Origin of the sequence: Mycobacterium haemophilum DSM 44634, assembly GCF_000340435.2 — a bacterium.
GTDB lineage: Bacteria > Actinomycetota > Actinomycetes > Mycobacteriales > Mycobacteriaceae > Mycobacterium > Mycobacterium haemophilum.
In genome coordinates this window covers 125,712-148,161 of sequence record NZ_CP011883.2, presented here as the reverse complement: position 1 = coordinate 148,161, position 22,450 = coordinate 125,712, and the positions used below count along the sequence as shown (strand labels likewise).

Genomic DNA, 22,450 nt, shown 5'->3' with positions numbered 1-22,450 from the left:
ACACGCCACGGTTTCCCCATGCCAGGCTTCCTATCTGGGGTTCTGCTATCTCGGGCCAGCCGGATCCACATCGACGGCCTGATCTCTCGCATCAGCGTGTTCTTTAAGCAACGCGAGGTTGACACCGGCGCCGCAGTGCACCGCGGCAGCTAACGCAAGCGAAGAGCCTTGTCCGGCAAGGACTCCCGCATCGTTGGCTGGTCACGCTCACTGAAAAACGCAGACTAGCCGGGCCGCGCCCCAGTTCAGCCGTCAGATTCCGCCTCAACTGAGGGTGTTCCCTGTCTCGTCGAGTTGACTTACTGTGTTTTCGTGGAGTCACACGGAACCCCAGAGTTGGTGCCCGTCGAAGCATTGCACTCTGGTGACCCGATCACCGATGTCAATGGCGACGGTGAACGGTACATAGTTCTCGAATCGAAAACCGTCAGCGATAGCTGCGTCGTTCTCGAGCTCGAGTCCAGAGTGGACCATCGACTGCAGGTGATCGAGAAGTCTTTCCCCGCTGGGTACCACGTTGGCAGGTCAAACCACCGATACTTGTAAGCCAGCCTTCGTAGGCCGAATTGCGGGTCGCTTTAGCGTCTGTTTAGCGGCGCGGCGGTCGCGGGTCGCTGGGATCGTTAGGATCGGGCTCACCAAACCATCGTGACGGCGTGTGTTCGCCATATTCGTCGTGCCAATTCCACCACTCGTACGGCGCGGTCCGCGGGTAGCCCTCGGGCGAGTCCTCCCACTGCTCCTGGCGCCCTAGCGCCGTCATGTCCAGGAAGCTCCAGGTGTTGCCCAGTACCTCATCGCCGCGGTTGTTGATGAAGTAGGTACGAAACACCCGGGCGCCGTCGCGGATGAATGCATTGGTCCCGTGCCATTCAGCTACGCCGAAGTCGGCGTCGAAGCTGTCGGTGATGGTATACCACGGCATCTTCCAGCCCATCCGCGCTTTCAGGCGCTCGATGTCGGATTGCGGCGCCCGCGAGGCGAACACCAGCGTGGTATCGCGAGCGTTTAGGTGGGCAAGGTGACCCACATGATCGGCAATCATCGAGCAGCCACGGCAGGCATGGTTGGGCCAGCCATCCACGCCGGGTTCGAAGAAGGCGCGGTAAACGATCAGCTGACGACGGCCGCCGAACAGGTCCGGCAGGCTCACGATGCCCTGCGGCCCGTCGAACTCGTATTCCTGGTCGATGGCCAGCCATGGCATCCGCCGGCGCAGGGCCGCCAACGCGTCCCGGGCCCGGGTCAGTTCCTTCTCCTTGACCAGCAGTTGCTGATGCGCGGCCGCCCACTCACGAGCCGACACAATCGGAGGTGCGTTCATTGCCTTGTCCACCTTTCAGTAGCTTGCCAACGGCGACAGGCCGGCGGCTGTCAATAGGTATGCACTGTGGTCGTGGAGCTCGCCGGCGGCGAGCCCCACGACCGACCGACCAACTTGCTCCGCGCTGAGCGCGGGTCCGCCAGCCTGCACGAACGTCTCAACGTCAACACCTTGCCGCTTGGCATAGGCGGCAATGGCTTTGGCGCCCAGATCAGTGGCGGGAGTCAGTTGCGGGAGCACGGACACGAAGCCGATCCCCAGCCCGACCCGCTCTGCTTCGCTGGCCGCGTAGCTGGTGATGAATCGGACGGTAGCTTTAGCCCTGGCGTAGCGCATGGCGGGTCCAGTGAAACGCCTGCGCGACATCCACATTCCAGTTCTGGCTGAAGCTCTCCCAGCTCTGGTCTGGTAGCGGAGTCAATTGCGGGGTGGCCCCGGCACACAAAACCAGTGTGCGCGGCCGATACTCGTCGAGTAGCCGGACAGCCATCGCCGGATCGGCGGCGTCGCCGGCTGCCGCGGTAAATCCGTCGCCTAGCTCGTCGCGTAGCGCGGCAAGATCGGTATCGGTACGCGCGACACCGATGACATGGGCGCCGGCGGTCAACAACGCCGCGACGATGGCGCGGCCGAATCCACGACTCGCGCCTGTCACGATCGCCGTCGTGCCGACGAGATGATTGGCGTGGGTTTTCACGGGCTGCTTCACGATCCTTCTCGCTTTCGGCGTCAACTGCTTGGAGCCGTCGAACGGCTCTCGCTCGCATTAATTCCGATACGGTGCGGCGCCCGAATTCATCGCTACTGACCGATGAATTTCTGCCCTCGAATGTCTCTGTACTGGTGTAGCGTTTCGGACCCCGCGCCACGGACAGGGAACCCAGATAGGAGAACGACCGTGCCGGCTCAGCAGGATTTCATCGAGCGGGCGGCGCCGTTTCGTAGCGAGTTGATCGCGCACTGTTACCGCATGCTCGGTTCGGTGCACGACGCCGAGGACCTTGTCCAGGAGACCTACCTGCGCGGCTGGCGTGGCTACCCGGAGTTCGAGGAACGCGCGGCGCTGCGGACCTGGCTGTATCGGATCGCGACGACCGCGTGCCTGCGGGCGCTAGAACACCGAGCCCGCCGGGTACTGCCCGCCGGGCTAGGCCCACCGGCTGCAGCCTCGGTCGACCCGGATGCCAGTCTCGACGGCAATGGCGGCACCCATCGGTGGCTAGAACCGATCCCCGACGCCTTGCTGCGAGAGACCCCAGAGACGGCCTTCGCCGTCCGGCAAAGTGTGCGTCTGGCTGTGATGACGGCCCTGCACGAGCTGCCGGCGCGGCAGCGAGCCGTGTTGATCCTGCGCGACGTCGTACAGTTCAGCGCCGCCGAAGTTGCCGAGCTCCTAGAAACCACGCCCACCGCGGTCAACAGCTCGTTGCAGCGGGCCCGCGCCCGCCTCGCCGAGGTCTCCGCCACCGAGGAAGACGCGGTCGAGCCCGACTGGGACAATCCGGCCGAACGGCGTGCATTGCTGGACCGCTACTGTGCGGCGTTTGAAAACGCGGATATGGCCGCCCTTACCAAGCTGCTGCAAGCCGACGTCAAACTCGAAATGCCGCCGCTGCCGGTGTGGTTCACCGGTCGAGACACTGTGCTGCGCTTCCTTTCCGCCCGTGCTTTCGCCAAGCGGGGCGACGTGGCGCTGATCCCGACCGCTGCAAACGCACAGCCCGCTGTTGCCGAATACCGCCGCAGCGCCGGCAGCTCCGACCACGTCATGCGGGCCCATTCCATTCACGTCCTCACTCCCGGCACCGCTGCCCTCACCGTCTTTCTCGATCCGGCGCTGTTTAGCGCGTTCGGTTTGCCGTTGAGCCGGTGAGGCTCCTCACGGTGCGGCGATTACCCCCTCGTAGCTCAGCGAAAGCCCAGCACCTACGCAGCCACCGATGTTGCTTGCTCGCCTATCTATGGGCCTGTCGGTAGACATGTCGGGGAGACGCCAGCAGGATTAGGCGCGGTAGCGACGTTTGACGGGTCTTGAAGGGTTTGACGGGTTTTAAAGGGGCTTGAAGGGGTTTGAAGGGGCTTGAAGGGTAAGGAATGAAGATTCCGCAGGTGACCGACCTGGTGGGCAGTGTGGTCGGTGGCGTGACCGGTGGAGCAGCGCAGGTGGTGCGGGCCGGGGCGCATGCGGCGGCTGGGGCTGCCGACACAGTGCAGATGCTGGCCAGCCCGGTCGTCGAGTTCGCTGGCCCGCTGGTGCAGTCGGTGGCTCAATCCACCGGCCGAGCGCTCGGGTCGGGCCATTCGTCGAATTCGCCGAATGGCTCCGCCAACCGGGTCGAGCCGCCGGTGCGCTGGCACAGCGGCGAGCGTGTGCACCTGGACCTGGATCCGCTGCTGTCGTTCCCCCGCTGGCACGAGCATGCAGCGGTCGTCGAGGAGCCGGTTCGCCGGATTCCGGGCGTGGCCAAGGCCCATGTCGAGGGCTCATTGGGCCGGTTAGTAATCGAACTCGACAAGGACGCGGATAGCGACGTTGTCTTGGGCAGGGTGCGTGACGTGGTTGTTGCCCTGGCCGCCGACTTAGCTTTGACCGGGCCGGGGTCGGCACCCAAGGTGGCGCCATTTGCCGACCCGGGTAACCCGCTGGCAATTCTGGTGCCGCTAACCGCCGCAGCAATGGACCTTGTCGCGTTGAGTGCCGCAGTTACCGGCTGGGTCGCCCGACTGCCCGCCGCGCCGCAAACTACCCGGGCCGCGGCAGCTCTGGTCAATCATCAACCGCGCATGGTGTCACTGCTGGAGTCACGATTGGGTCGAGTGGGCACCGATATTGCACTCAGCGCTACCACAGCGGCGGCGAACGGGCTGACCCAAGCGGTCGGCACACCGCTGCTGGATCTGGCGCAACGTGGCCTGCAGCTCTCCGAGGCGGCGGCTCACCGACGGGTGTGGCGAGACCGAGAGCCTCAACTGGCCTCACTCAAGCGGCCGCAAGCGCCGGTGGTCCCCGTGATCTCGTCGGCCGGAGCGAAATCGCATGCCCCGCGCCACAACTGGGCAGCCGCGGCGGCGGGTGAGGCGTCGCACGTCGTGGTCGGCGGATCAATCGACGCAGCAATCGACACCGCAAAAGGGTCCATGAAAGGACCTGTGGAGAGCTATGTCGATTCGGCGGCCAACGGTTCGTTGATTGCCGCGGCGAGCGCTTTGCTCGCCGGCGGTGGCACCGAAGACGCGGCCGGCGCGATCCTGGCCGGGGTGCCAAGAGCGGCGCATATGGGCCGGCAAGCGTTCGCGGCGATACTGGGTCGCGGGCTGGCCAACGCCGGGCAACTGGTGCTCGATCCAGGCGCGCTGCGCCGCCTGGACCGGGTGAAGGTGGTCGTCATCGACGGCGCCGCATTGCGTGGTGATCACCGCGCGGTGTTGCTTGCCCGGGGAAATGCGCCCGGCTGGGACGACGACCGCGTCTATGAGGTTGCCGACGCGCTGCTGCACGGTGAGCGGGCACCCGAGCCCGACCCCGACGAGTTGCCGGCCACTGGCGCGCGGCTGAGATGGGTGCCACTGCAGGGGCCGTCGGCAACGCCCGCCCAGGGCCGTGAGCACGCAGACTTGGTGGTCGATGGCGAGTGCGTCGGCGGTGTCGACGTCGGCTGGGAGGTCGACCCCTATGCGATCCCGCTGCTGCAGACCGCGCACCGAACTGGAGCGCGAGTGGTCTTGCGTCATGTAGCTGGCACCGAAGATCTTTCCGCCAGCGTCGGCGCGACGCATCCGCCAGGTACCCCGCTGCTGAAGTTGGTACGTGAGCTGCGCACCGATCGTGGGCCGGTGTTGCTGATCACCGCCGTGCACCGGGACTTCGCATCGACCGATACGCTGGCCGCACTTGCCATCGCCGACGTCGGGGTCGCCCTCGACGATCCCCATGCGGCTACACCGTGGACCGCGGACATCATCACCGGCACCGATTTGGCTGCGGCAGTGCGGATCCTGTCGGCGCTGCCCGTGGCCCGGTCGGCCAGTGTATCGTCGGTGCACCTTGCTCAGGGCGGCACCACCCTGGCCGGGCTGCTGCTGATCACCGGGGGCGCTGGCAGCAAAGCCGCTAGCCCAATTACCTTGCGGCGCTGGTTTAGTCCGGTCAATGCGGCCGCAGCGACCGCATTGGTGACCGGCGCCGTCTCGGCCAACAAGGTGCTTCGGCTGCCGGATCCCACCCCGCAACCGCTGACCGCCTGGCACGCGCTGGACCCCGAGATCGTTTACTCGCGACTGGCAGGCGGCGCACGACCGTTGGCCGTCGAGCCTGGTACCCCGGATTGGCGACGCCGTCTCGACGACTTGTCCTACACCAGGGCGTTGTCGCCGCTGCGTAAACCCGCAACCAACCTGGCTCGGCTGGCGGCCGCGACCCGGCATGAGCTCGCCGACCCGCTGACTCCCATCCTGGCCGTCGGGGCAGCTGCGTCAGCGATTGTTGGCAGCAATGTCGACGCCCTTTTGGTCGCGGGCGTGATGACCGTCAACGCGATTACCGGTGGCGTGCAACGGTTGCGGGCCGAGGCGGCTGCCGCCGAGCTGTTCGCCGAGCAGGACCAGTTGGTGCGCCGCGTCGTTGTCCCGGCGGTGGCGACGACGCGGCGTCGATTGGAGGCGGCACAGCACGCCACCCGGACGGTCACGGTGTCCGCCAAGTCGCTGCGGCCCGGCGATGTGATCGACCTGGCCGCGCCGGAAGTGGTGCCGGCGGATGCCCGCGTGTTAGTGGCCGAGGACCTCGAAGTCGATGAGTCGTTGCTCACCGGGGAGTCGTTGCCAGTGGACAAGCGAGTGGACCCCGTCGCCGTCAACGACGCCGATCGGGCCAGCATGCTGTTCGAAGGCAGCGCGATCGTGGCAGGACGTGCCCGCGCGATCGTGGTGGCCACCGGGGTCGGCACCGCCGCGCACCGCGCGATCTCGGCGGTCGCCGATGTGGAAACGTCGGCCGGAGTGCAAGCACGGCTGCGGGAGCTGACCAGCAAGGTCCTTCCGCTGACGCTGGCCGGTGGCGCCGCGGTGACGGGTTTGGCTTTGCTGCGCCGCGCATCACTGCGTCAAGCAGTCGCCGATGGTGTCGCAATCGCCGTGGCCGCCGTCCCGGAAGGCCTGCCCTTGGTGGCCACCCTCTCCCAGCTCGCCGCGGCCCAGCGTTTGACGGCGAGGGGTGCGCTGGTCCGCTCGCCCCGCACTATCGAAGCCCTGGGCCGCGTCGACACTATATGTTTCGACAAGACCGGCACGCTCACCGAGAATCGGCTGCGCGTCGTCTGCGCGGTGCCGAGCACGAGTAGGCCACACGATCCGCTTCCCGACACCACCGATCCGCGCTCTGCTGCGGTGCTGCGGGACGCCGCGCGGGCGTCCACCCAACCGCACGACGGGCAGGGCCACGCGCACGCCACCGACGAGGCGATCCTCACGGCAGCGAGTTCGCTTAACGGCCATACCGATTCGGACTGGACGCTGCTCGCCGAGGTACCGTTCGAGTCCAGCCGCGGCTACGCTGCGGCAATCGGAACCACCGGCAATGGTAAGGCGCCGATGCTGATGCTCAAGGGTGCTCCGGAAAAGATCCTGCCGCGTTGCCGGTTCGCCGATCCGGAAGCCGACGTTTCGCATGCCGAGTCCTTGGTGCACAACCTCGCCAAGCAAGGCCTACGCGTTCTGGCTGTGGCGCAACGCTTCTGGGACCACGACACCACCGACGATGACGACACCGATGCCGAAGCCGTTGACGCTGCCGCGCATGACCTCGAGCTGATCGGCTATATCGGACTAGCGGACACCGCACGGCCATCCTCACGTCCGTTGATCGAAGCGTTGGTGGACGCCAAACGCAACGTCGTGCTGATCACCGGCGACCACCCCATCACCGCACGGGCCATCGCCGGCCAGTTGGGCCTGCCACCGGATGCGCGGGTAGTGACCGGCGCCGAACTTATCGGCCTCGACGAGGACGCATGCGCCAAACTTGCCGCTGACGTACAGGTCTTCGCCCGGGTCAGCCCGGAACAAAAGGTGCAGATTGTGGCGGCGTTGCAGCGCTGCGGGCGAGTGACGGCGATGGTCGGTGACGGCGCCAACGACGCCGCCGCCATCCGGATGGCCGACGTGGGCATCGGGGTGAGCGGTCGCGGTTCTTCAGCCGCCCGCGGCGCCGCCGACATCGTCTTGACCGACGACGATCTGGGTGTATTGCTCGATGCCCTGGTCGAAGGCCGCAGCATGTGGGCGGGCGTGCGTGACGCGGTCACGATTCTGGTCGGCGGCAATGTCGGCGAAGTTGTCTTTACCATCATCGGGACGGCGTTCGGCGCTGGACGAGCGCCGGTGGGGACCCGTCAACTGCTGTTGGTGAACCTACTCACCGATATGTTCCCCGCGCTGGCGGTCGCCGTTACCTCGCAATACGAAGAACCCGACGAGGACGAATATCAAACCGACGACGAAGCGCGACGAACACACCAACGCGAGGTACTGACCGGGCCTACACCCTCGCTCGACGCGCCGCTGATGCGCCAGATCGTCAGCCGCGGCGTGGTCACGGCCGCCGGCGCAACCGCGGCCTGGGCCATCGGACGCTGGACGCCAGGAACCGAACGACGAACGGCAACAATGGGATTGACCGCATTGGTGACGACGCAGCTGGCGCAGACCCTGCTCGCACGACGCCACAGCCCGCTCGTCGTGGCAACCGCCCTGGGCAGCGCGGGTGTCTTAATCGGCATCATTCAAACCCCGGTGATCAGCCAGTTTTTCGGGTGCACACCGCTTGGTCCGGTCGCCTGGTCAGGCGTGATTACTGCCACGGCAGGAGCCACCGCAGTCTCGGTACTGGCACCCCAGTGGTTAAACAAAGCTGTCGGTATCGTGCAACCCGATCAAGAGTGAGTATTCGACCCGCTTAGTTGGTCAACTCCGTGCGCAGCACCTTGCCGGCGGGATTGCGCGGAATGCTATCGACAAGGCGAATATCTCTGGGCTGTTCAAAGCGAGACACCTTGCCCTTCAAGTACTCCCGTATCTCCAGCTCGTCGATGACGCTCTGCGGCCGTAGCACGATAAACGCGGCCAGTCGTTGCCCGAACTGCTCGTCGGGGACACCGACGACCGCGTTCTCGGCGATGCCGGGGTGCTCGGCGAGCGCGTTTTCCAGCGCACGCGGATAAATGTTCTCGCCCGCCGACACGATCATGTCGTCCTCGCGGCCGACGATGTATAGCCTGCCCGAATTGTCGAAATAGCCTATGTCGCCGGTGCCGATCATCTGGTCAATGACGGCTTTGGCTTCTCCCACGACCGAGCCGGCTGTGCAGCCCTGGGATGTCAGTTCACCGCCGACGAAGATGCGTCCGGTCACGTGCGGCCCGACGGGCCTGTCGCTGCTGTCGAAGATGCGTACCGGGCATCCCGCGACCGGCCTCCCCACGGTTTCCGGGGCATGCCGTAGTTCGGCCGGTGTCGCCAGCGCGCCGATGCCGACTTCGGTTGAGCCGTAGGCGTTGTAGAGGATGTCGCCGTAAGCATCCATAAACCGACGCGCCAAGCTGGGATCGAGCCGGTCGCCGCTGGACAGCACCACCCGCAGGGACGGCACGGGGTTGCGGGCTCGCACCGGTCGGGGCAGGTCGAGGATGCGCGCCAGCATGATCGGGACCACGCTCATGGCGTCGGCGCGCTGCAACGACGCCTGCGCGAGTGTGGCTTCGGCGTCGAAGCGCCGATGGGTCAACACCGTGCCACCCAGGCCGACGGTCAGCATCAGCATGCCGAGTCCAAACCCGTGAAACATCGGCACCGCCACCGCGATTCGCGATCCGACCCGCAGCCGGGTGCGCTCGAGAATTGTCACGCCGACGCCCACGCCCGAGTACATTCGGGGCATGCGTGGCACTCCCTTGGGTGTTCCCGTCGTGCCCGAGGTAAGCAGGACGACTCGTCCCGACGGCGCGACCTTGGGCCGCTTGACGCCCTGTTGGGTGTTTACGGTTGCCGGGTCAATCACCGTGATGTACTCGTCGATCCCGCGTATCTGTTCGGCAAATTCCAAGTCGGCGAACATGGTTCCGATCTGGTGCGTACTCAACGCGCCCGCAAGCGCATCGGCGCGAAATTCGGTGTTCACCAGCACCACGTCGGAACCCACCAGGGCGGCGGCAAAAACCGCCGCAACAAAATTGCGTCCATTGCGGCACATGATCCCCACCGGCTGGCCCGTTCCAACACCATCGCAGACCAGCTCGCGGGCCAGCGATTCGGTCTTCGACTGCAGCTCGCGGTAGGGCAGCGCGCCGTCGTCGTCGATGACCGCGGTGCGTTCCGGCCAGCGAGCCGCCGCAATGGCCAGCAGGGTGTACAGATTTGTGCCGCCTCGACACACCGCGCGGACCAGCCGCGGCACGGCGGTCGGGGCGGGCAGACCAAGCAATCCGGAGTGCAGCAATGCCCGGGCCGCGGTAGTGACCACGCTGTCGGTCAACATGGTCATTACGAGTCCTTTCGCGCGCTGCCGAGGTCGGCGAAAAACCGGCGGTGCCACAGCCGGGCCGCGCGATCGGCGGGCCCGGCCAGCAGCACCGAGGCCAACTCGGTCGGCCGCACCCAGGGCGGTTCGTTCGTACGGGGCCGCTCGATGATCGCTTTGGCGATCGCGTCGGCCGCCTCATCGGGATACAAGCCCGGCAGTCGGCGCAGGATCGGCGTCGGCTCGATCATCCGGGTACGGACCAAGGCGAAGTAGACCGACGTGACATCCACGCCGTCGGCGTGCAGTTCCGGTGCCACGCTGCGTAGCCAGCGATCAAAAGCCCCTTTGGAGGCCTGGTAGGCGCCCCACTGTGGGCCGGGCGCCAGGCGCACGGCGACGCTTGAAATGTTCACGATGTGCCCGCCGCCGTTCTTGCGCATAGCCGGTAACACACCGAGCAGCAGCCAAATCGGCCCCAGGTAATTGATATCGATGGTGCGTCGAAAATCATGGGCACGGTCGTACTGGTGATGCAGGGACCGGCGCAACGATTTACCGGCGTTGTTGATGAGGATGTCCAGCGGGCCATGGGCCTCGGTGATCTGCTTGGACAGCCTGTTGACGGCGGCTTCCTCGGTCAGATCGGTCGGGTAGGCGAACGCTCGTCCGCCACCCGCGTTGATCGAGGCAGCAAGGTCGAAGAGCCGGTCCGCCGAGCGGGCAACTACCAGCACGGTCGCTCCTGCCGCGGCCAGCTTGCGGGCGGTCGCCTCGCCAATTCCATACGACGCGCCAGTCACCAGCACGGTCTTGCCGGAAACGGCCCTGCGCAACTTATCGGGATCCGATACCCGCGCTGGGTTAACCAAGGTATCGGTGGCTGTCCTCAAGGCTTGCGCTATCACGTGCGTCTGCTTTCGGTACTCCTCGATTCGTAAACTACCGCGTCAGTCTCTGATGAAGCCCTTGGTGCGCATGAGAGCGTCAGCCAGGAACCCGTCGTGCGGGATGTCCGGTGCTGCGTAGCAGGTTGAGTGGTGGCCGCTGTAAACGTTGCTGATCGTCGGTTCGGCGAGTAGGTCGTCGATTAGCTGTTCCTCGCCGGTGATCGCGGTGACGACCAACGAACGCCGCAACGGTTCTAGACCAACACTGCGCGACCACGGCGATATCCACACACACGGGAATGGCAACTCGACGTTGAGCTTGTCGACCAGCGTGGCCGAATCGGGCTCGGCCATCAGATGCACGGCTGGGCGCAACGCAGCACAGCCGTCACTTAGCGGGGCGACGACCTGATCGGCACCGAGCAGCGCCGTCGTTCCCGCGGCATTGATAGCCAGGTAGCCCGCCAGGGCGCGCGCCGCGTCGATGGGTTGGGTGGGCAGTATCGCTCGCTCATCGTGCGCCGGCAGCGGCTCAATCCGAGCCAGCCGCTCGACGATTGCCGCGGCCAACGGGGCCGGGTCTCCTTCGTAGAGCACCGCGGTGGTGTTGACGCACGCCATTCCGCCTAGGCTGGCGATTGAGTCGACGATGATGTCGATGTAGTCGCGCCAATCCCGGTCGGCGCTGATCAGGATCTTCGCGCGTCCTGGCCCGTTCACCAGCACGCGTGGATCGTTCGCGTATTTGTCCACAACGTCCTGACCTCCGTACACCATGGCGAGGTCGGCCAACCGAATGATCTCGTCTGCCCCGCGATGATCGGTGGGCAGATAGACCACGTCTTCGGGACGAAACCCCGCTTGGCGCAGAGCGTTGACCAGGCGGTGGGCGGTCAGCGGCTCGCGGCACGACGGGCGCACCGCCACCCGATATCCCAGCGCGAGCGCCTGGGGCCACAGACCGTGAATGCCCGGACCGTTTCCAGCGGCCTGCACCGCCAACACTTCCCCGCGCCGCGTCCACACCGCGCCGCAGTTGCGGGTGTTCTCCTCGCGCCAGTCGAACGCCGCGCCGGTCGGCCGAGCCGGCCGCACCGCATCGAATGCCGCTGCAACGGCGCGCACCACGCTGTTGGCACCGGCGCGGGTCACCGCGATCGGTAATCCCGAAATCCGGCTGGCCAATTCGACATAGGTGTCGAAGTCCAGTTCCGCGATGACCGCGGACTCGAAGGCATCGGCCGCGCTGGTCAACGCCGCTTCGCGCTGTGCGACCGGAAGCGGTCTGATCTTGCGTTGCGCACTGATGCTGCGCGAAACATATAGCAACGGTACTATGCTCAACGCGGCGACCGGCTCACCGGCGGTACTCATGACGACTTCGCGATTGCGGGTCCGGTATTCTCCGCCGGGGCCGAGTGCATCTAGGCACACCAGATCAGTTGCAACAATTGATTGTTGGCGTACAACGGAATTCATGTTCAGTACACACCTTCGATGACGGGCTCGCCCTCGAAGGAAGGCACCGACCGTACCTCACTCACCGAATCGCTGAATTGCCTTGCGGGCCCAAGCATCCGGACCGCCTTATCGCGCTCCAGGTTGTTCGGAATGAACATTCCCTTGCTGATGTGGTTCATCACCACCTGGCCAACCTGGCCGTATGGCACTTGTTCTCCGGTGTCGGGATCCACCACCCAGAACACCACGTAGGGTGTCCGCGGGTCGAAAACGAACGAGTCATCGTCGGTAGTTCGGGTGACCGCTTGCGAAAGAACCATGGTGCTCCCGAACGCCATGGTGATCGTGATGGTCGGGAAGATGTTGCGCAGCACGTCGAGCGTGTCGGTATCTACATGCGCGCCGCTGAGCAGCAGGTAGCGAATCTTCTTGTTTACCAAGTCCACTACTTGGTCGTTGCGTGCAATTGCCTCAAGCAGCGGCGGGGTGGTGTGCAAATTCGCGACATTCTGGGTCTGCAGAATGAACACTGCCTGCTCGATCACGTGGTCGATGTATGCCGCCACGTCCACGGCAGCGTTACGGGCGGCGAGCTTCTTAACCCAGCGGGGATCTATGTCGATCGGATGGAACACCGAGCCAAGCCGTTCGGAAACCAGGCGTGAGAAATAGCCGACACCGTGCGGGCCGCTGGGCATCAAACACAAGAAGCCCTGACCTGCCAGAAAACCACCCGCGGCGAAGTCCTCGGTTTGCCACTGGACCACTTGCGCAATCCAATCCGGCATTTGCACAGTGCGTTTCGGAGCGCCCGTGGTGCCACCGGATTCGAATACCTGCGGCAACGGCGCTCGAGATCCTGCGGAGCCCGGGAATTCGTAGCCGCGTGGAATGAGATCTTCGACCGGCACACGTCGCAATTCATGCACGAGGTTGGGAAATAAGCGCAGATCGGTGAATACCTTAACGTCGGTCAGCGGGTCGAAGTGCAGCGTCTGCGCGGTGCGCAACCAGAACCGGCAACCGGTGTCCTCGCCGAAGTGCCAGGCGATCGCGGTGCGCAAGTAGGCCTCGGGGTCGTCAACTGGCACCGATCTCGGGACGTCCAACAGCGAAAAATCGATATCGGCCATGCCACCGATCCTGTCCGATACCGGTGAACGTTCGCCCATTCGACGGCAAATTCTTTGCACAGCGCGGTTTCAGCAAGGAGCTAATGCCCTGCGATGGATTTCGGCGCGGATCGGCCGCGCAGCTGCGGCGCGGCCTGGGCGGGTGTTGCGGCGACCGTGCGTACCATCTGGCGAAGCCAGCTGTGGCAGGGATCGTCGTCGACGCGCGGATGCCACACCGCATAGAAGTGCAAGTCGCCCAATTCACGGGGCGCGCCGAGTACCCGGGTACGACTCGAGTCGGCGTATTGGGCAGCTAGTCGAGCCGGAACGGTTAGGACCAGTTCGGTACCGGGCAAAATGCTGGTCCCCAAGACGTGGTATGGCATCACGACAGCGATGCGGCGCGCAGTGCCGCATGCCTCGAGCACCCGGTCAACCCCCGGTTGGCCAATGTCGATGCTGAGATGCGGCCAGCGCAAATACTGCGACAATGACACCGATGCGCGTCGCGCGAGCGGGTGCTCCGCGGCCACCACGCAGACGAACCGATCAGTGAAAAGGTGTTGGCCGCGGTATCGCTCGGGCGCCGGGCGCCCGTAGACGATCAGGTCGACCGTGCCGGCGTCGAGCTTGTCGAATGCACGCACGTCCAGCGGTTCACAGGTGACCGTCGAGTTTGGTGCTTGCCGCAGGATTTGCCGAACCAGCGCAGGGCCAAACGTTGAGACGGTGTAGTCGCTGACCGCCAGACGAAACGATTGGGCCACGGTGGCTGGGTCGAAAGTTTCGGTGTCGAACAGCTGGTTCAAACCGGTCACGACCGTCGTCAACTGGGCACGGATGCGCTCGGCACGTGGCGTCAGCGAATAGCCGTCGGGTCCGCGCACCAATAGCTCGTCGCCGAAGTGGCGACGCAGCCGCTGCAGAGCTCGACTCACTGCGGGCTGGCTCAGGCGAAGTCGGTCGGCCGCGCGGGACACGTGGCGCTCCTCCAGTAGCACCGCCAGCGGCGGCAGCAGATTCAGATCGACTCGGTCAATATGCGTCGAATACATATAAGTCATAATAATTATGCATTTTGCAAATAGGTGGATGGGGAGCACAGTCGAAGGCGACGGCATTAGCGACGACAAGAAGGAAGACCAATGCGTTACATCGCCTTGGAGGAAGCGTTTTTCATTCCTGAGTTGGCCCACCTGCAACCCACGTCGGAACCTCAGCGCATGATGCGGAGGTTCAAGCCCGAATACACGGAGCGATTTGAACGCCAGCTGCCCGACTTCACCGAATACCGGCTGCCGGAGATGGACAACGCCGGTATCGACATCCAGGTGTTGTCCCTAACCGTGCCCGGTCTACAGGTCGACATCGATGCCGAGCAAGCCCGCCACAACGCGTGCTTCGCTAATGACTATCTGGCGAAGGTCATCGGCGAACACCCGGAGCGGTTCCGCGGTTTTGCCGCTTTGCCTTTGCAAGACCCCGCCGCCGCCGCGGCGGAGCTGGAACGCGCCGTCACCCAGCATGGGTTGTGTGGGGCACTGGTCAACGACTGCGTGACCGGTCCGGGCGGCCGCTACCTGGACGCGCCTGAATACGACGAGCTGTGGTCGGCAGCGGAATCCCTTGGCGTGCCACTGTATCTGCACCCCGGGGCGCCACCGGCCGATCACTGGCGTGTCCTCGATGGGCGTCCGGAGCTGTACGGAGCGACATGGAGTTGGGCGGCGGAAGTCGGCGGGCATGCGCTGCGGATCCTGTTCAGTGGCGTGTTCGACCGCCATCCCGGCGCGACGATGATTTTGGGACATATGGGCGAGTTCTTGCCGTTTCAGCGCAGCCGATTGGACTCGCGCTACGCGGCCTCAGCGGCGACCACGCCATTGAAGCGCGTTCCGTCGGCCTACCTCGGCACCAACATCGTGTTCACCAACAGCGGGGTGTTCTCGCCCGCGGTGATGCTCGGTGCGGTGTTGGAAGTCGGCGCCGACGCGGTGATGTTCTCCGTCGACTACCCCTACGAGTCCTGCTACGACGCGGTCCAGGGATTCGAACGGACCACACTTAGCGCCGGCGACCGCGAGAAGATCGCCCACGGCAACGCCGAACGGGTGCTGCGCATCTGAAGTACTCGAGTCTGAATTGCCGTTAGATGGCTGCTTCGGGATCATCGTGTGCCACCTGTCGGCGTTGGTGAACTAGCCTGAATCCGTGGCTGGGCTTTCTGGGGCTCCGCGGACCCGGTACGCCAGTTGCGGCGATACCGACATCGCTTATCAGGTCTTTGGCGATGGCCCGGTCGACCTGCTCGTGTTACCCGGGCCATTAGTCCCGATCGACTGCGTCGACATGGAGCCCTCGATGTACCGGTTTCATCGACGCCTGGCGTCCTTCTGCCGGGTGGTCCGGTTCGACCAACGCGGGATTGGCCTGTCGTCGCGGGTTGCCTCGCTGGACGTGATCGGGCCGAAGTCGTGGGCGCAGGACGCACTCGCGGTGCTGGACGCAGTGGGATGCGAGCGGGCGACGATTTTCGCCCCCGGTTTCACGTCGTTGGCCGGACTCGTTCTTGCTGCCGATTACCCGCAGCGGGTGAGCAGTTTGGTGATGGTCAATGGCGCGGCGCGCACGCTGCGGGCGCCCGATTACCCCATCGGCGCCGCGCTGAGCAGCGCCGATCCATTTACCACGGTCGGGATCGAGCCGGATGCCGTCGAGCAGGGCTTCGACGTGCTGCGCATCATCGCTCCCTCAATTGCGGATGACCACGCGTTCCGCTCCTGGTGGGATATGGCCGGCAATCGAGCCGCGTCCCCCAGCATGGCGCGCGCCTTCATCACCAAGATTCGGGAGGCCGACGTTCGCGACACACTGGAACGCATCGCCGTGCCGACGCTGATTTTGCATCGCGACAACCCGGGATTCAGCCCGGTCGCTCATGCGCACTACCTCGCCGAGCACATCGCCGGATCACACTTTGTCGAGTTATCCGGCGAAGACGCCCTGTACTGGGTCGGCGACACCGGGCCGATGCTGGACGAGATCGAAGAATTCATTACCGGCGTACGGGGCGGTTCCGAGGCCGAGCGCCTGCTCACCACAATCGTGTTCACCGACATTGTCGGCTCCACCGAGCGCGCGGCAACGCTCGGCGACGACCGGTGGCGCGACCTGCTGGACAACCACGACACCATCGTGCGCCACGAACTGCAGCGGTTCGGCGGTCGTGAAGTCAACACCGCCGGCGACGGCTTCGTCGCGACGTTCAGCAGCCCAAGCGCCGCGCTTGCCTGCGCCGACGCCATCGTCGACGCGGTTCGGGTCCTGAGCATCGAGGTGCGGGTGGGGATTCACGCCGGTGAGGTCGAGGTCCGCGGCGCCGACATCGCCGGCATGGCGGTGCACATTGCTGCCCGCGTTGCCGCACTGGCCGGTACCAGCGAAGTGCTGGTGTCTTCGACGCTGCGCGATATCGTCACCGGCTCACGACACAGGTTCGCCGACCGCGGCGAAAGTCCACTCAAGGGAGTGCCGGGGCGGTGGCGCCTGCATGCCCTGGTACGCGAACACGCGGCCGTCAGGCGGTAGCGGGCCGGCGATTCCGAACTATCGAGGCCCGCTCGGGTTGGGCGTAGGCTGCCAAACTGGGATCTTCGGTCGAAAGGAAGTGGGCATGACCCGCGCCAGCGACGATGCAGAGCGAAGCGATGAGGAGGAGCGGCGCGCCAATGAATACCGCCAGCGACGATGCAGAGCGAAGCGATGAGGTGGGGGTACCTCCCAGCCGCGAAGCGGCGAGGGGGAGAGCGGCGCGCATGACCGACGTACACACATCGCTGCCGCCCGCCTTGCGCCGAGCCCTGGATCTCCTCGCTGAGCCGCCCGCGGATCCGGACGTCAGCAAGGGCTACCTCGACTTGCTCGGCCCCATCGAGAACGACGCAGTCCCGAAAAACACCGGTGCGATCCAAGCCGCGTGGGCCTCGCCAATCGGATCGATGCTTTACGACAATGCCCAAGCCATTTCGCGCCGGCTGATCACCGCGTGGCAGCACCCCGCCGAGTGGCTGAACATCCCGTCAGGCGGAACGGCACTGGACGTCGGCTCGGGTCCCGGCAGTATCACGGCGTCACTGGCACGCGCCGCCGGCCCGGATGGACTGGCGTTAGGCGTTGATATTTCCGAGCCGATGCTCACCCGCGCCGTCCGCGCTGAATCAGGACCACAAGTCGGCTTCATCCGGGCGGACGCACAACGACTTCCGTTGCGCGACAACACCGTCGACGCGGTCGTTTCGATCGCCGTGCTGCAGCTGGTTCCCGACCCGGCAGCCGCCTTGGCCGAAATGGCGCGAGTGCTGCGGCCCGGTGGAGGGCTGGCTGTGATGGTTCCCACTGCCGGGAGGACTGCCCGGTTTTGGCGGATGCTGCCCAACATCGGGGCCCACGTGTTCGACGACGACGAAATCGGTGACATCCTGGAGAGCAACGGGTTCGCCAGCGTGAGAGTCAAGAATGTCGGCACCTTTCAGTGGGTCCGCGGCAAGCGGTGAGTCGCGGCGGACTTTAGGCGCGCTTCATGGCTGGGTGGCTGCGGGTCAGCAGCGGCAACAGCAGCTGGGCTGGCGCGGCTCGGACGACTGCCGAAGCGACCCGGTTAACCCGGCCGGGAATCACGACGGCTTTACCGGCTGCCAAACCGTCGATGCCAGCCTGGGCCACTTGGTCAGCGGGAACCCACATGACCCGCGGCAAGCTGTTTTCGGCTTCCTCTTTGGTGAACCCGGCCGCGTCGCTGAAGCCGGTGTCCACCGGCCCGGGACACAGCGCGGTCGCGGTGACCCCGGTGCCACGCAGCTCGCCGCGCAGGCTGTAGGTGTAGGACAACACGAACGCCTTAGCGGCGCCGTAGGCCGCTTGGCCGGGCAGCGGCCCGAACGCGGCCATCGACGCCACGTTCAGCACGGCGCCTCGACGGCGGTCGACCATTCCCGGCATGAACCGACTGCACAGCTCGACCACCGCGGCTACATCCACCTCGACCAGGTTAAGTTCTTGTTCGGGAACCGATTTCGCGACAAGTCCCAGCGTCGAGAGCCCCGCGTTGTTAATCAGGATGTCGGGAACCAAGCCGAGCGCGGCAATCCGGTCGGGCAGGCCGGCTCGAGCCGTCCGGTCTGACAGATCGGCGGGCATAGGGTGCGCTTGTGGGCCCAATCGTCCGGCAAGCTGTTCGAGGCGGTCAGTGTTACGGGCGACCAGCACAACCTGATAGCCACACCGGGAAAGTATCCCGGCAAATTCCGCACCGATGCCCGAGGAGGCGCCAGTCACAATGGCGGCGCGGTCGTTTCCCGATGGTGGAAGAGCCATAGGGTGACCGTACCCGGACCGCGGCAGCGGCACCGTGGCGGATCTAGTTCGCTCCCATTAGCCTTCGCTGGCTTGCGCGAGCAACGCGAGACGGTCTAGCGACTCGCGCAGATTCTCGGCCGTCGTCGCACGAGCCCTGGCCAAACGAGTGCTGTCGGTCAGTGCCGTCCAGTCGTACGTGTGAGTCACCGTGGTGAGTGCGGCGTTCACCGGCTTGAGTTCCCAGCGCCAGAGGTGGCCGGGCGGCTGCTTTCCGCGTTCTGCTGGGCGCCAAGCAATCTGGCTGCCTTCGATGAATTCCACTACGTGGTTCTCCCGGACCACACCACCGGTCAACGTCATCAGGAAGACGTCGCCGACCTGGCGGACGCGTTGCCCGGGCGCAGCCGAGGCGAGGTTATTGTTGCCGTCCCAGCTTGGCTGACGGGACGGGTCGGCGATCAGGTCGAAAATTCGCTGCGCGCTAGCCGAGATCACGCGGGTGGCACTCACCACACGTTCAGAGCGTCCGGATTCCATATCGGTCATATCGCAATCCAAACACGTTGTATCGGCGAAGCACAGGCAGCAGTCGCCGCATGACCCGGGCCGAACCAGCTGCGACCTCTTCGACAAACGTGTTGAAGTCCAGCCCAGAATCAGCGCCGCCGGATCGGACAGCGCACGGATCACCAGCCAGGGGATGGCAAACAATTTCGCAGATCTAGGCCAGCGCACCACCCTCCATTTCGATGGCAAGGCCGCCAAAGTCGTTGTGCAGCAGGGTTCGGGTGCATAGGAAGGACAACATCCTCGAGACAGTGTTTGACGCGGTCTATCAACTCGGAGTCGACCGGGTAGCCGAGTCGTTCGATCGGGTTGATGACGGGACATAATCCGGGCTGGTAGGGCGGCAAACGAGAATGTCACCGATGCGCAGGTCGGGGTCCAGACCGCCGGCAACACCGGTGAAAATCGGTTGCACGGCAACGGAATCTGTCAGCGAGCAACGTTGCGACCAGTTCCGTGTTAACCTTGCCCATGCCGGTCGACGCCAGCACGACTGTTCAGCGGAATACCGCGTCGACGCTGGGTGCGCGGTCACTCGACGGCCCCATCAACAGCGCTCAACACCCTTACGCATGAGGTGCGGGTTAGTGTCGAGCTGGCGCGGCTTGCCTTTCAGGATATTGAGTAGCGCATCATACGTGTGCGCCTTAATCGAGGCGACGAAATCAAAATTGATAGCGCTCTGGCCGATCCAGATCTGCATTGTTACCACAGCTATGGCCCTTCGTCAGTTGGGTCTGCGAATCGCCTGATCGAATTTCACCGTGACACTTTTACAAACGGGACGCGTTGGAGTAAACAGCATGGAAAACCGTATTGTGACGTGCGCCACAGCCCGAGGCGGCGCACCTAGCTCGTTACGCGATCTGCGCCGTCACGTCTACCATCGCAACCTCGTGTCCTGCAGCGCACCGAATTCGTGGAGCGACCGGCGCCCCACACCCGTCATGACACCTGCATTGATGTTTCGGGCGGTGCCGCAAGCGGCCGCCGATAACGCTAATGAGATGGATGGCATGAAGCCGGCACCGGGACGAACAGGCAACGACCACTTGGACAACGTGCTTGGGAGCGCTTAACCATTTGTGGACCGTGACCAGGCGAGAATCCGCTGCGCATCGGTGACATCGGCATGCGGAAAAACCGTTCCAGCGTCGGGTATTTCGGGATACGCGACGACGGTAGACAACAGCGTCGCCGCCGCGATATCGGGGCGACGAACCGGTTTGCCAGGACCGTAATGCGGCGGAAACGTCGGAAACCTTTTGTTGAAACAACGTCGCCGCACCATCAATTGAAGAATTGGTTGCACGCGCGACGGACAGAGGTAGGCGTGGCTCTGGACTTTGGTGGACCCGTTAGCGACACCGTGAAGACTGCCTGCCCATTTCAGTGTCGGCTGCGACATAGCGCTGCAGTGGACGACCCCGCCAATGACCAAGGGCCGGCACGCTACCACGTCGAGTGGGCGGGCTTTCCTGTCGACCTGGGCTTGGTGTTCTCCCCGCAGCAATGCGACAGGGTTTATGTGCAGCACCTGCTGCGTCAGAGCGCGACGCAACTTTGGCGATCGTCGCCCAACGGCGCACAGCGATGCGACTGTGACATCGAGTTCGAATATGGACTCTTCGATCCGAACGCGACCAGGCCCATATCCTGTCGCTAACGCCGGCAGTGCAGTGTAGTCAGACCTTGACGACGTCGACCAGGTCGTCGAGGCCGGCGAAGTCATCGATGTTGCGGGTGTAGAGCCGGGCCGAATGGGCGTGGGCGGTGGCCGCGATCAGCAGGTCCATCGATCGTGCTCGCGGCTGACGTCCCGCGTCGACGACGGCTGCCGCCAGCTGACCATAGCTAGCTGCCACGGCGTCATCCAGGGGCAGCGCATCGAATATGCGCTGAAGCGCCAGCAGACGTCGGAGCCGCTCGGCACGCACCTTTCGTTGCTTCGCGACTAGAACACCAAAGTTAAGTTCCGCCAATGTGATTGCGCTTATGCCCAACTCGCCTTCGAGGGGCGCGATGTCCGTCGCGATGACCACGCTGGTGTCGAGAATCGCCCTCACTCCGTCGTCCACGGGTCGCGTACGTCATCTGCGATTGCCCCGCGGTCGGCATCCCAGGCAGGATCTGCGGGACCAGCAAACAGTTCGGCCAGCTCGGCCCACTGTCTCCAGATTCGAGAGGCCGCAGGCACCAGCCGCGCTCCCGGTCGGCCGGCCACGGTGACGGTGATTTCCTCACCTTCTTCGACGCGCCGAACAAGGTCGGAGGCGTTCTGACGCAGCTCGCGCAATCCAACAACTGCCACGTTAACGACTGTAGCACATGTGCTACAGTCGTGTTCAGACGCCGGTCGTGGTCGCAACGTTAGCCCGCGTGCAGTTTCGAGGAGTCAGGTGCTGGTCGCGGCGCGTTGGATATCGAGCAGCTGTTCACCGCGTCGCTCTTCGTCGTACGCCTTGCGACCACCTCGCAAACCAAACAACCGTTTCGAGATCAGCAGGTAGACCACGGCCGCCAGGTTAATCGTGAGAGTCACCACGCGAGTCATCGTGATGCCCTTGGCCAGATCATGGATCTCCAACGGCAGGAAGACCGAGGTGGCCACCACCGCGAAATACTCGCCCCAGCGTTTTAGCAACCACAAGCCGACGCCTTCGACAACTTCCAGCGCCGCATAGCCGGCCAGCATCAGGGTCAACATTGCCAAGGTGGACGGTTTGGTGGCCAGCGCCTTTTCCAGCTCATGCACCACCGTCATCTGATCGACCTTGAATCCAGCGGCGCGGAAGATCGGCAGATCACGCTCGAGGGTGGCTTGGATGGCCCCCCGCGCGCCGCGAAACTTCCACACCGCATACGCTGCCAGCCCAATCGCGATGGCCCGAAACAAACGCTCGACAGCGAGCATACGGATTATGATCGCCTGGCGTAACGCCTTGCCACGCATGATCATCGGCGCGCATTCCGAGCGGCCGCGGCCGTGTGGCTCGCCGAGGATGAACTCTGCGCACCGCAAGCAGCGCCACACTTCACCCAGCCCGGTGTTGCCGCTGAGCCCGTCAGCGAGTGCCGCGTCGTCCGGCTGGTAAGTGACGTGTCCGGCCAGCGCGCAGGTGACTAGTTCCCATCGGTTGCTGCCGCGGTCTTTGCGCATGGCCGATCATTCAATGCGGGCAGCCCACCACGCAAGAGGACGCGCACACCGCCGAAGCACCGGACG

General features: G+C 64.7%; 19 protein-coding genes and 3 pseudogenes. 8 read left to right on the top strand and 14 right to left on the bottom strand.

All coding sequences use genetic code 11. The features are described 5' to 3' along the window. The first annotated feature begins 18 nt into the window (after window positions 1–18). Both B586_RS22375 and B586_RS19690 read left to right on the top strand, forming a co-directional pair. Window positions 19–153, top strand: coding sequence for a hypothetical protein (locus B586_RS22375; RefSeq protein ID WP_257720470.1), 135 nt, complete (start codon window positions 19–21; stop codon window positions 151–153). A 159-nt stretch (window positions 154–312) separates the two neighbouring features. Beyond that, window positions 313–546 carry a hypothetical protein gene (locus B586_RS19690; protein WP_197079913.1) on the top strand — a complete coding sequence of 78 codons (234 nt, stop codon included), beginning with the start codon at window positions 313–315 and terminating at the stop codon, window positions 544–546. 43 nt (window positions 547–589) lie between these two features. Here the strand turns inward: B586_RS19690 and B586_RS00710 are convergent, their stop codons facing one another. Beyond that, the gene (locus B586_RS00710; RefSeq protein WP_054878983.1) at window positions 590–1,324 is read right to left on the bottom strand and encodes a DUF899 domain-containing protein; all 735 of its coding nucleotides are present in this window, start codon (window positions 1,322–1,324) and stop codon (window positions 590–592) included. Window positions 1,325–1,339: 15 nt separating this feature from the next. Next, window positions 1,340–2,033, bottom strand: a pseudogene (locus B586_RS00705) (SDR family NAD(P)-dependent oxidoreductase). Window positions 2,034–2,159: 126 nt separating this feature from the next. Between B586_RS00705 and B586_RS00700 the strand changes: the two are divergent. Together B586_RS00700 and B586_RS00695 are read left to right on the top strand one after the other, a co-directional pair. After that, a complete protein-coding gene (locus tag B586_RS00700) occupies window positions 2,160–3,197 on the top strand; it encodes a sigma-70 family RNA polymerase sigma factor (protein ID WP_418001144.1) in 1,038 nt (345 codons plus the stop codon). A gap of 221 nt (window positions 3,198–3,418) precedes the next feature. Next, window positions 3,419–8,263: a cation-translocating P-type ATPase gene (locus B586_RS00695; RefSeq protein WP_054878985.1), complete on the top strand. Its 4,845-nt coding sequence runs from the start codon at window positions 3,419–3,421 to the stop codon at window positions 8,261–8,263. Between the two features lie 13 nt (window positions 8,264–8,276). Here B586_RS00695 and B586_RS00690 read toward each other — a convergent pair whose 3' ends face one another. The 5 genes from B586_RS00690 to B586_RS00670 form a co-directional block, all read right to left on the bottom strand. Then, the gene (locus tag B586_RS00690; RefSeq protein WP_054880787.1) at window positions 8,277–9,854 is read right to left on the bottom strand and encodes an AMP-binding protein; all 1,578 of its coding nucleotides are present in this window, start codon (window positions 9,852–9,854) and stop codon (window positions 8,277–8,279) included. 5 nt (window positions 9,855–9,859) lie between these two features. Then, window positions 9,860–10,744, bottom strand: a complete 885-nt coding sequence (locus tag B586_RS00685) for an SDR family NAD(P)-dependent oxidoreductase (protein WP_156166409.1) — start codon at window positions 10,742–10,744, stop codon at window positions 9,860–9,862. A 42-nt stretch (window positions 10,745–10,786) separates the two neighbouring features. After that, entirely contained in the window at window positions 10,787–12,163 is a 1,377-nt protein-coding gene (locus B586_RS00680) for an aldehyde dehydrogenase family protein (RefSeq protein WP_054880788.1), read from the bottom strand. A 44-nt stretch (window positions 12,164–12,207) separates the two neighbouring features. Next, a complete protein-coding gene (locus tag B586_RS00675) occupies window positions 12,208–13,320 on the bottom strand; it encodes an acyl-CoA synthetase family protein (protein WP_047314594.1) in 1,113 nt (370 codons plus the stop codon). Between the two features lie 80 nt (window positions 13,321–13,400). After that, window positions 13,401–14,357 carry a LysR family transcriptional regulator gene (locus B586_RS00670; protein WP_054878986.1) on the bottom strand — a complete coding sequence of 319 codons (957 nt, stop codon included), beginning with the start codon at window positions 14,355–14,357 and terminating at the stop codon, window positions 13,401–13,403. 90 nt (window positions 14,358–14,447) lie between these two features. Between B586_RS00670 and B586_RS00665 the strand changes: the two genes are divergently transcribed. The 4 genes and pseudogenes from B586_RS00665 (at window position 14,448) to B586_RS00655 (ending at window position 17,855) form a co-directional block, all read left to right on the top strand. Beyond that, on the top strand, window positions 14,448–15,428 hold the full coding sequence (locus B586_RS00665) for an amidohydrolase family protein (RefSeq protein WP_054878987.1): 981 nt from the start codon (window positions 14,448–14,450) through the stop codon (window positions 15,426–15,428). Window positions 15,429–15,513: 85 nt separating this feature from the next. Next, window positions 15,514–16,890, top strand: a complete 1,377-nt coding sequence (locus B586_RS00660; RefSeq protein ID WP_054878988.1) for an adenylate/guanylate cyclase domain-containing protein — start codon at window positions 15,514–15,516, stop codon at window positions 16,888–16,890. A gap of 104 nt (window positions 16,891–16,994) precedes the next feature. Beyond that, window positions 16,995–17,103 (top strand): annotated as a pseudogene (locus tag B586_RS20625) (sirohydrochlorin chelatase); the annotation flags it as partial. Between the two features lie 14 nt (window positions 17,104–17,117). Then, window positions 17,118–17,855 carry a methyltransferase domain-containing protein gene (locus tag B586_RS00655; RefSeq protein WP_054878989.1) on the top strand — a complete coding sequence of 246 codons (738 nt, stop codon included), beginning with the start codon at window positions 17,118–17,120 and terminating at the stop codon, window positions 17,853–17,855. A gap of 13 nt (window positions 17,856–17,868) precedes the next feature. On the opposite strand, the gene B586_RS00650 is transcribed toward B586_RS00655, so the two are convergent. The 7 genes and pseudogenes from B586_RS00650 to B586_RS00620 form a co-directional block, all read right to left on the bottom strand. Continuing rightward, window positions 17,869–18,675, bottom strand: a complete 807-nt coding sequence (locus B586_RS00650; protein ID WP_054878990.1) for an SDR family NAD(P)-dependent oxidoreductase — start codon at window positions 18,673–18,675, stop codon at window positions 17,869–17,871. 57 nt (window positions 18,676–18,732) lie between these two features. Next, window positions 18,733–19,203 carry an SRPBCC family protein gene (locus tag B586_RS00645; protein WP_047314545.1) on the bottom strand — a complete coding sequence of 157 codons (471 nt, stop codon included), beginning with the start codon at window positions 19,201–19,203 and terminating at the stop codon, window positions 18,733–18,735. Beyond that, window positions 19,175–19,718: pseudogene (locus B586_RS21710) on the bottom strand (5'-methylthioadenosine/S-adenosylhomocysteine nucleosidase); the annotation flags it as partial. The pseudogene B586_RS21710 and the gene B586_RS00645, both read right to left, overlap by 29 nt. Window positions 19,719–19,771: 53 nt before the next feature. Next, window positions 19,772–19,927, bottom strand: a complete 156-nt coding sequence (locus B586_RS20620; protein ID WP_156166412.1) for a hypothetical protein — start codon at window positions 19,925–19,927, stop codon at window positions 19,772–19,774. 982 nt (window positions 19,928–20,909) lie between these two features. Continuing rightward, entirely contained in the window at window positions 20,910–21,302 is a 393-nt protein-coding gene (locus B586_RS00630; RefSeq protein WP_236971337.1) for a type II toxin-antitoxin system VapC family toxin, read from the bottom strand. Continuing rightward, window positions 21,287–21,535, bottom strand: a complete 249-nt coding sequence (locus B586_RS00625; RefSeq protein ID WP_054878991.1) for a type II toxin-antitoxin system Phd/YefM family antitoxin — start codon at window positions 21,533–21,535, stop codon at window positions 21,287–21,289. Before B586_RS00625 ends, B586_RS00630 begins: the two co-directional genes overlap by 16 nt. A gap of 84 nt (window positions 21,536–21,619) precedes the next feature. Next, on the bottom strand, window positions 21,620–22,384 hold the full coding sequence (locus B586_RS00620; protein WP_054878992.1) for a DUF2127 domain-containing protein: 765 nt from the start codon (window positions 22,382–22,384) through the stop codon (window positions 21,620–21,622). Window positions 22,385–22,450: the final 66 nt, after the last annotated feature.

What these genes read in the sequence shown, in the direction of transcription:
- B586_RS00650 (WP_054878990.1), bottom strand. Translation starts at nt 18,675, where the DNA reads ATGGCTCTTCCACCATCGGGAAACGACCGCGCCGCCATTGTGACTGGC.
- B586_RS00690 (WP_054880787.1), bottom strand. Translation starts at nt 9,854, where the DNA reads ATGTTGACCGACAGCGTGGTCACTACCGCGGCCCGGGCATTGCTGCAC.
- B586_RS00645 (WP_047314545.1), bottom strand. Translation starts at nt 19,203, where the DNA reads ATGACCGATATGGAATCCGGACGCTCTGAACGTGTGGTGAGTGCCACC.
- B586_RS00655 (WP_054878989.1), top strand. Translation starts at nt 17,118, where the DNA reads ATGACCGACGTACACACATCGCTGCCGCCCGCCTTGCGCCGAGCCCTG.
- B586_RS00670 (WP_054878986.1), bottom strand. Translation starts at nt 14,357, where the DNA reads ATGTATTCGACGCATATTGACCGAGTCGATCTGAATCTGCTGCCGCCG.
- B586_RS00695 (WP_054878985.1), top strand. Translation starts at nt 3,419, where the DNA reads ATGAAGATTCCGCAGGTGACCGACCTGGTGGGCAGTGTGGTCGGTGGC.
- B586_RS00675 (WP_047314594.1), bottom strand. Translation starts at nt 13,320, where the DNA reads ATGGCCGATATCGATTTTTCGCTGTTGGACGTCCCGAGATCGGTGCCA.
- B586_RS22375 (WP_257720470.1), top strand. Translation starts at nt 19, where the DNA reads ATGCCAGGCTTCCTATCTGGGGTTCTGCTATCTCGGGCCAGCCGGATC.
- B586_RS00620 (WP_054878992.1), bottom strand. Translation starts at nt 22,384, where the DNA reads ATGCGCAAAGACCGCGGCAGCAACCGATGGGAACTAGTCACCTGCGCG.
- B586_RS00665 (WP_054878987.1), top strand. Translation starts at nt 14,448, where the DNA reads ATGCGTTACATCGCCTTGGAGGAAGCGTTTTTCATTCCTGAGTTGGCC.
- B586_RS00710 (WP_054878983.1), bottom strand. Translation starts at nt 1,324, where the DNA reads ATGAACGCACCTCCGATTGTGTCGGCTCGTGAGTGGGCGGCCGCGCAT.
- B586_RS20620 (WP_156166412.1), bottom strand. Translation starts at nt 19,927, where the DNA reads ATGCAGATCTGGATCGGCCAGAGCGCTATCAATTTTGATTTCGTCGCC.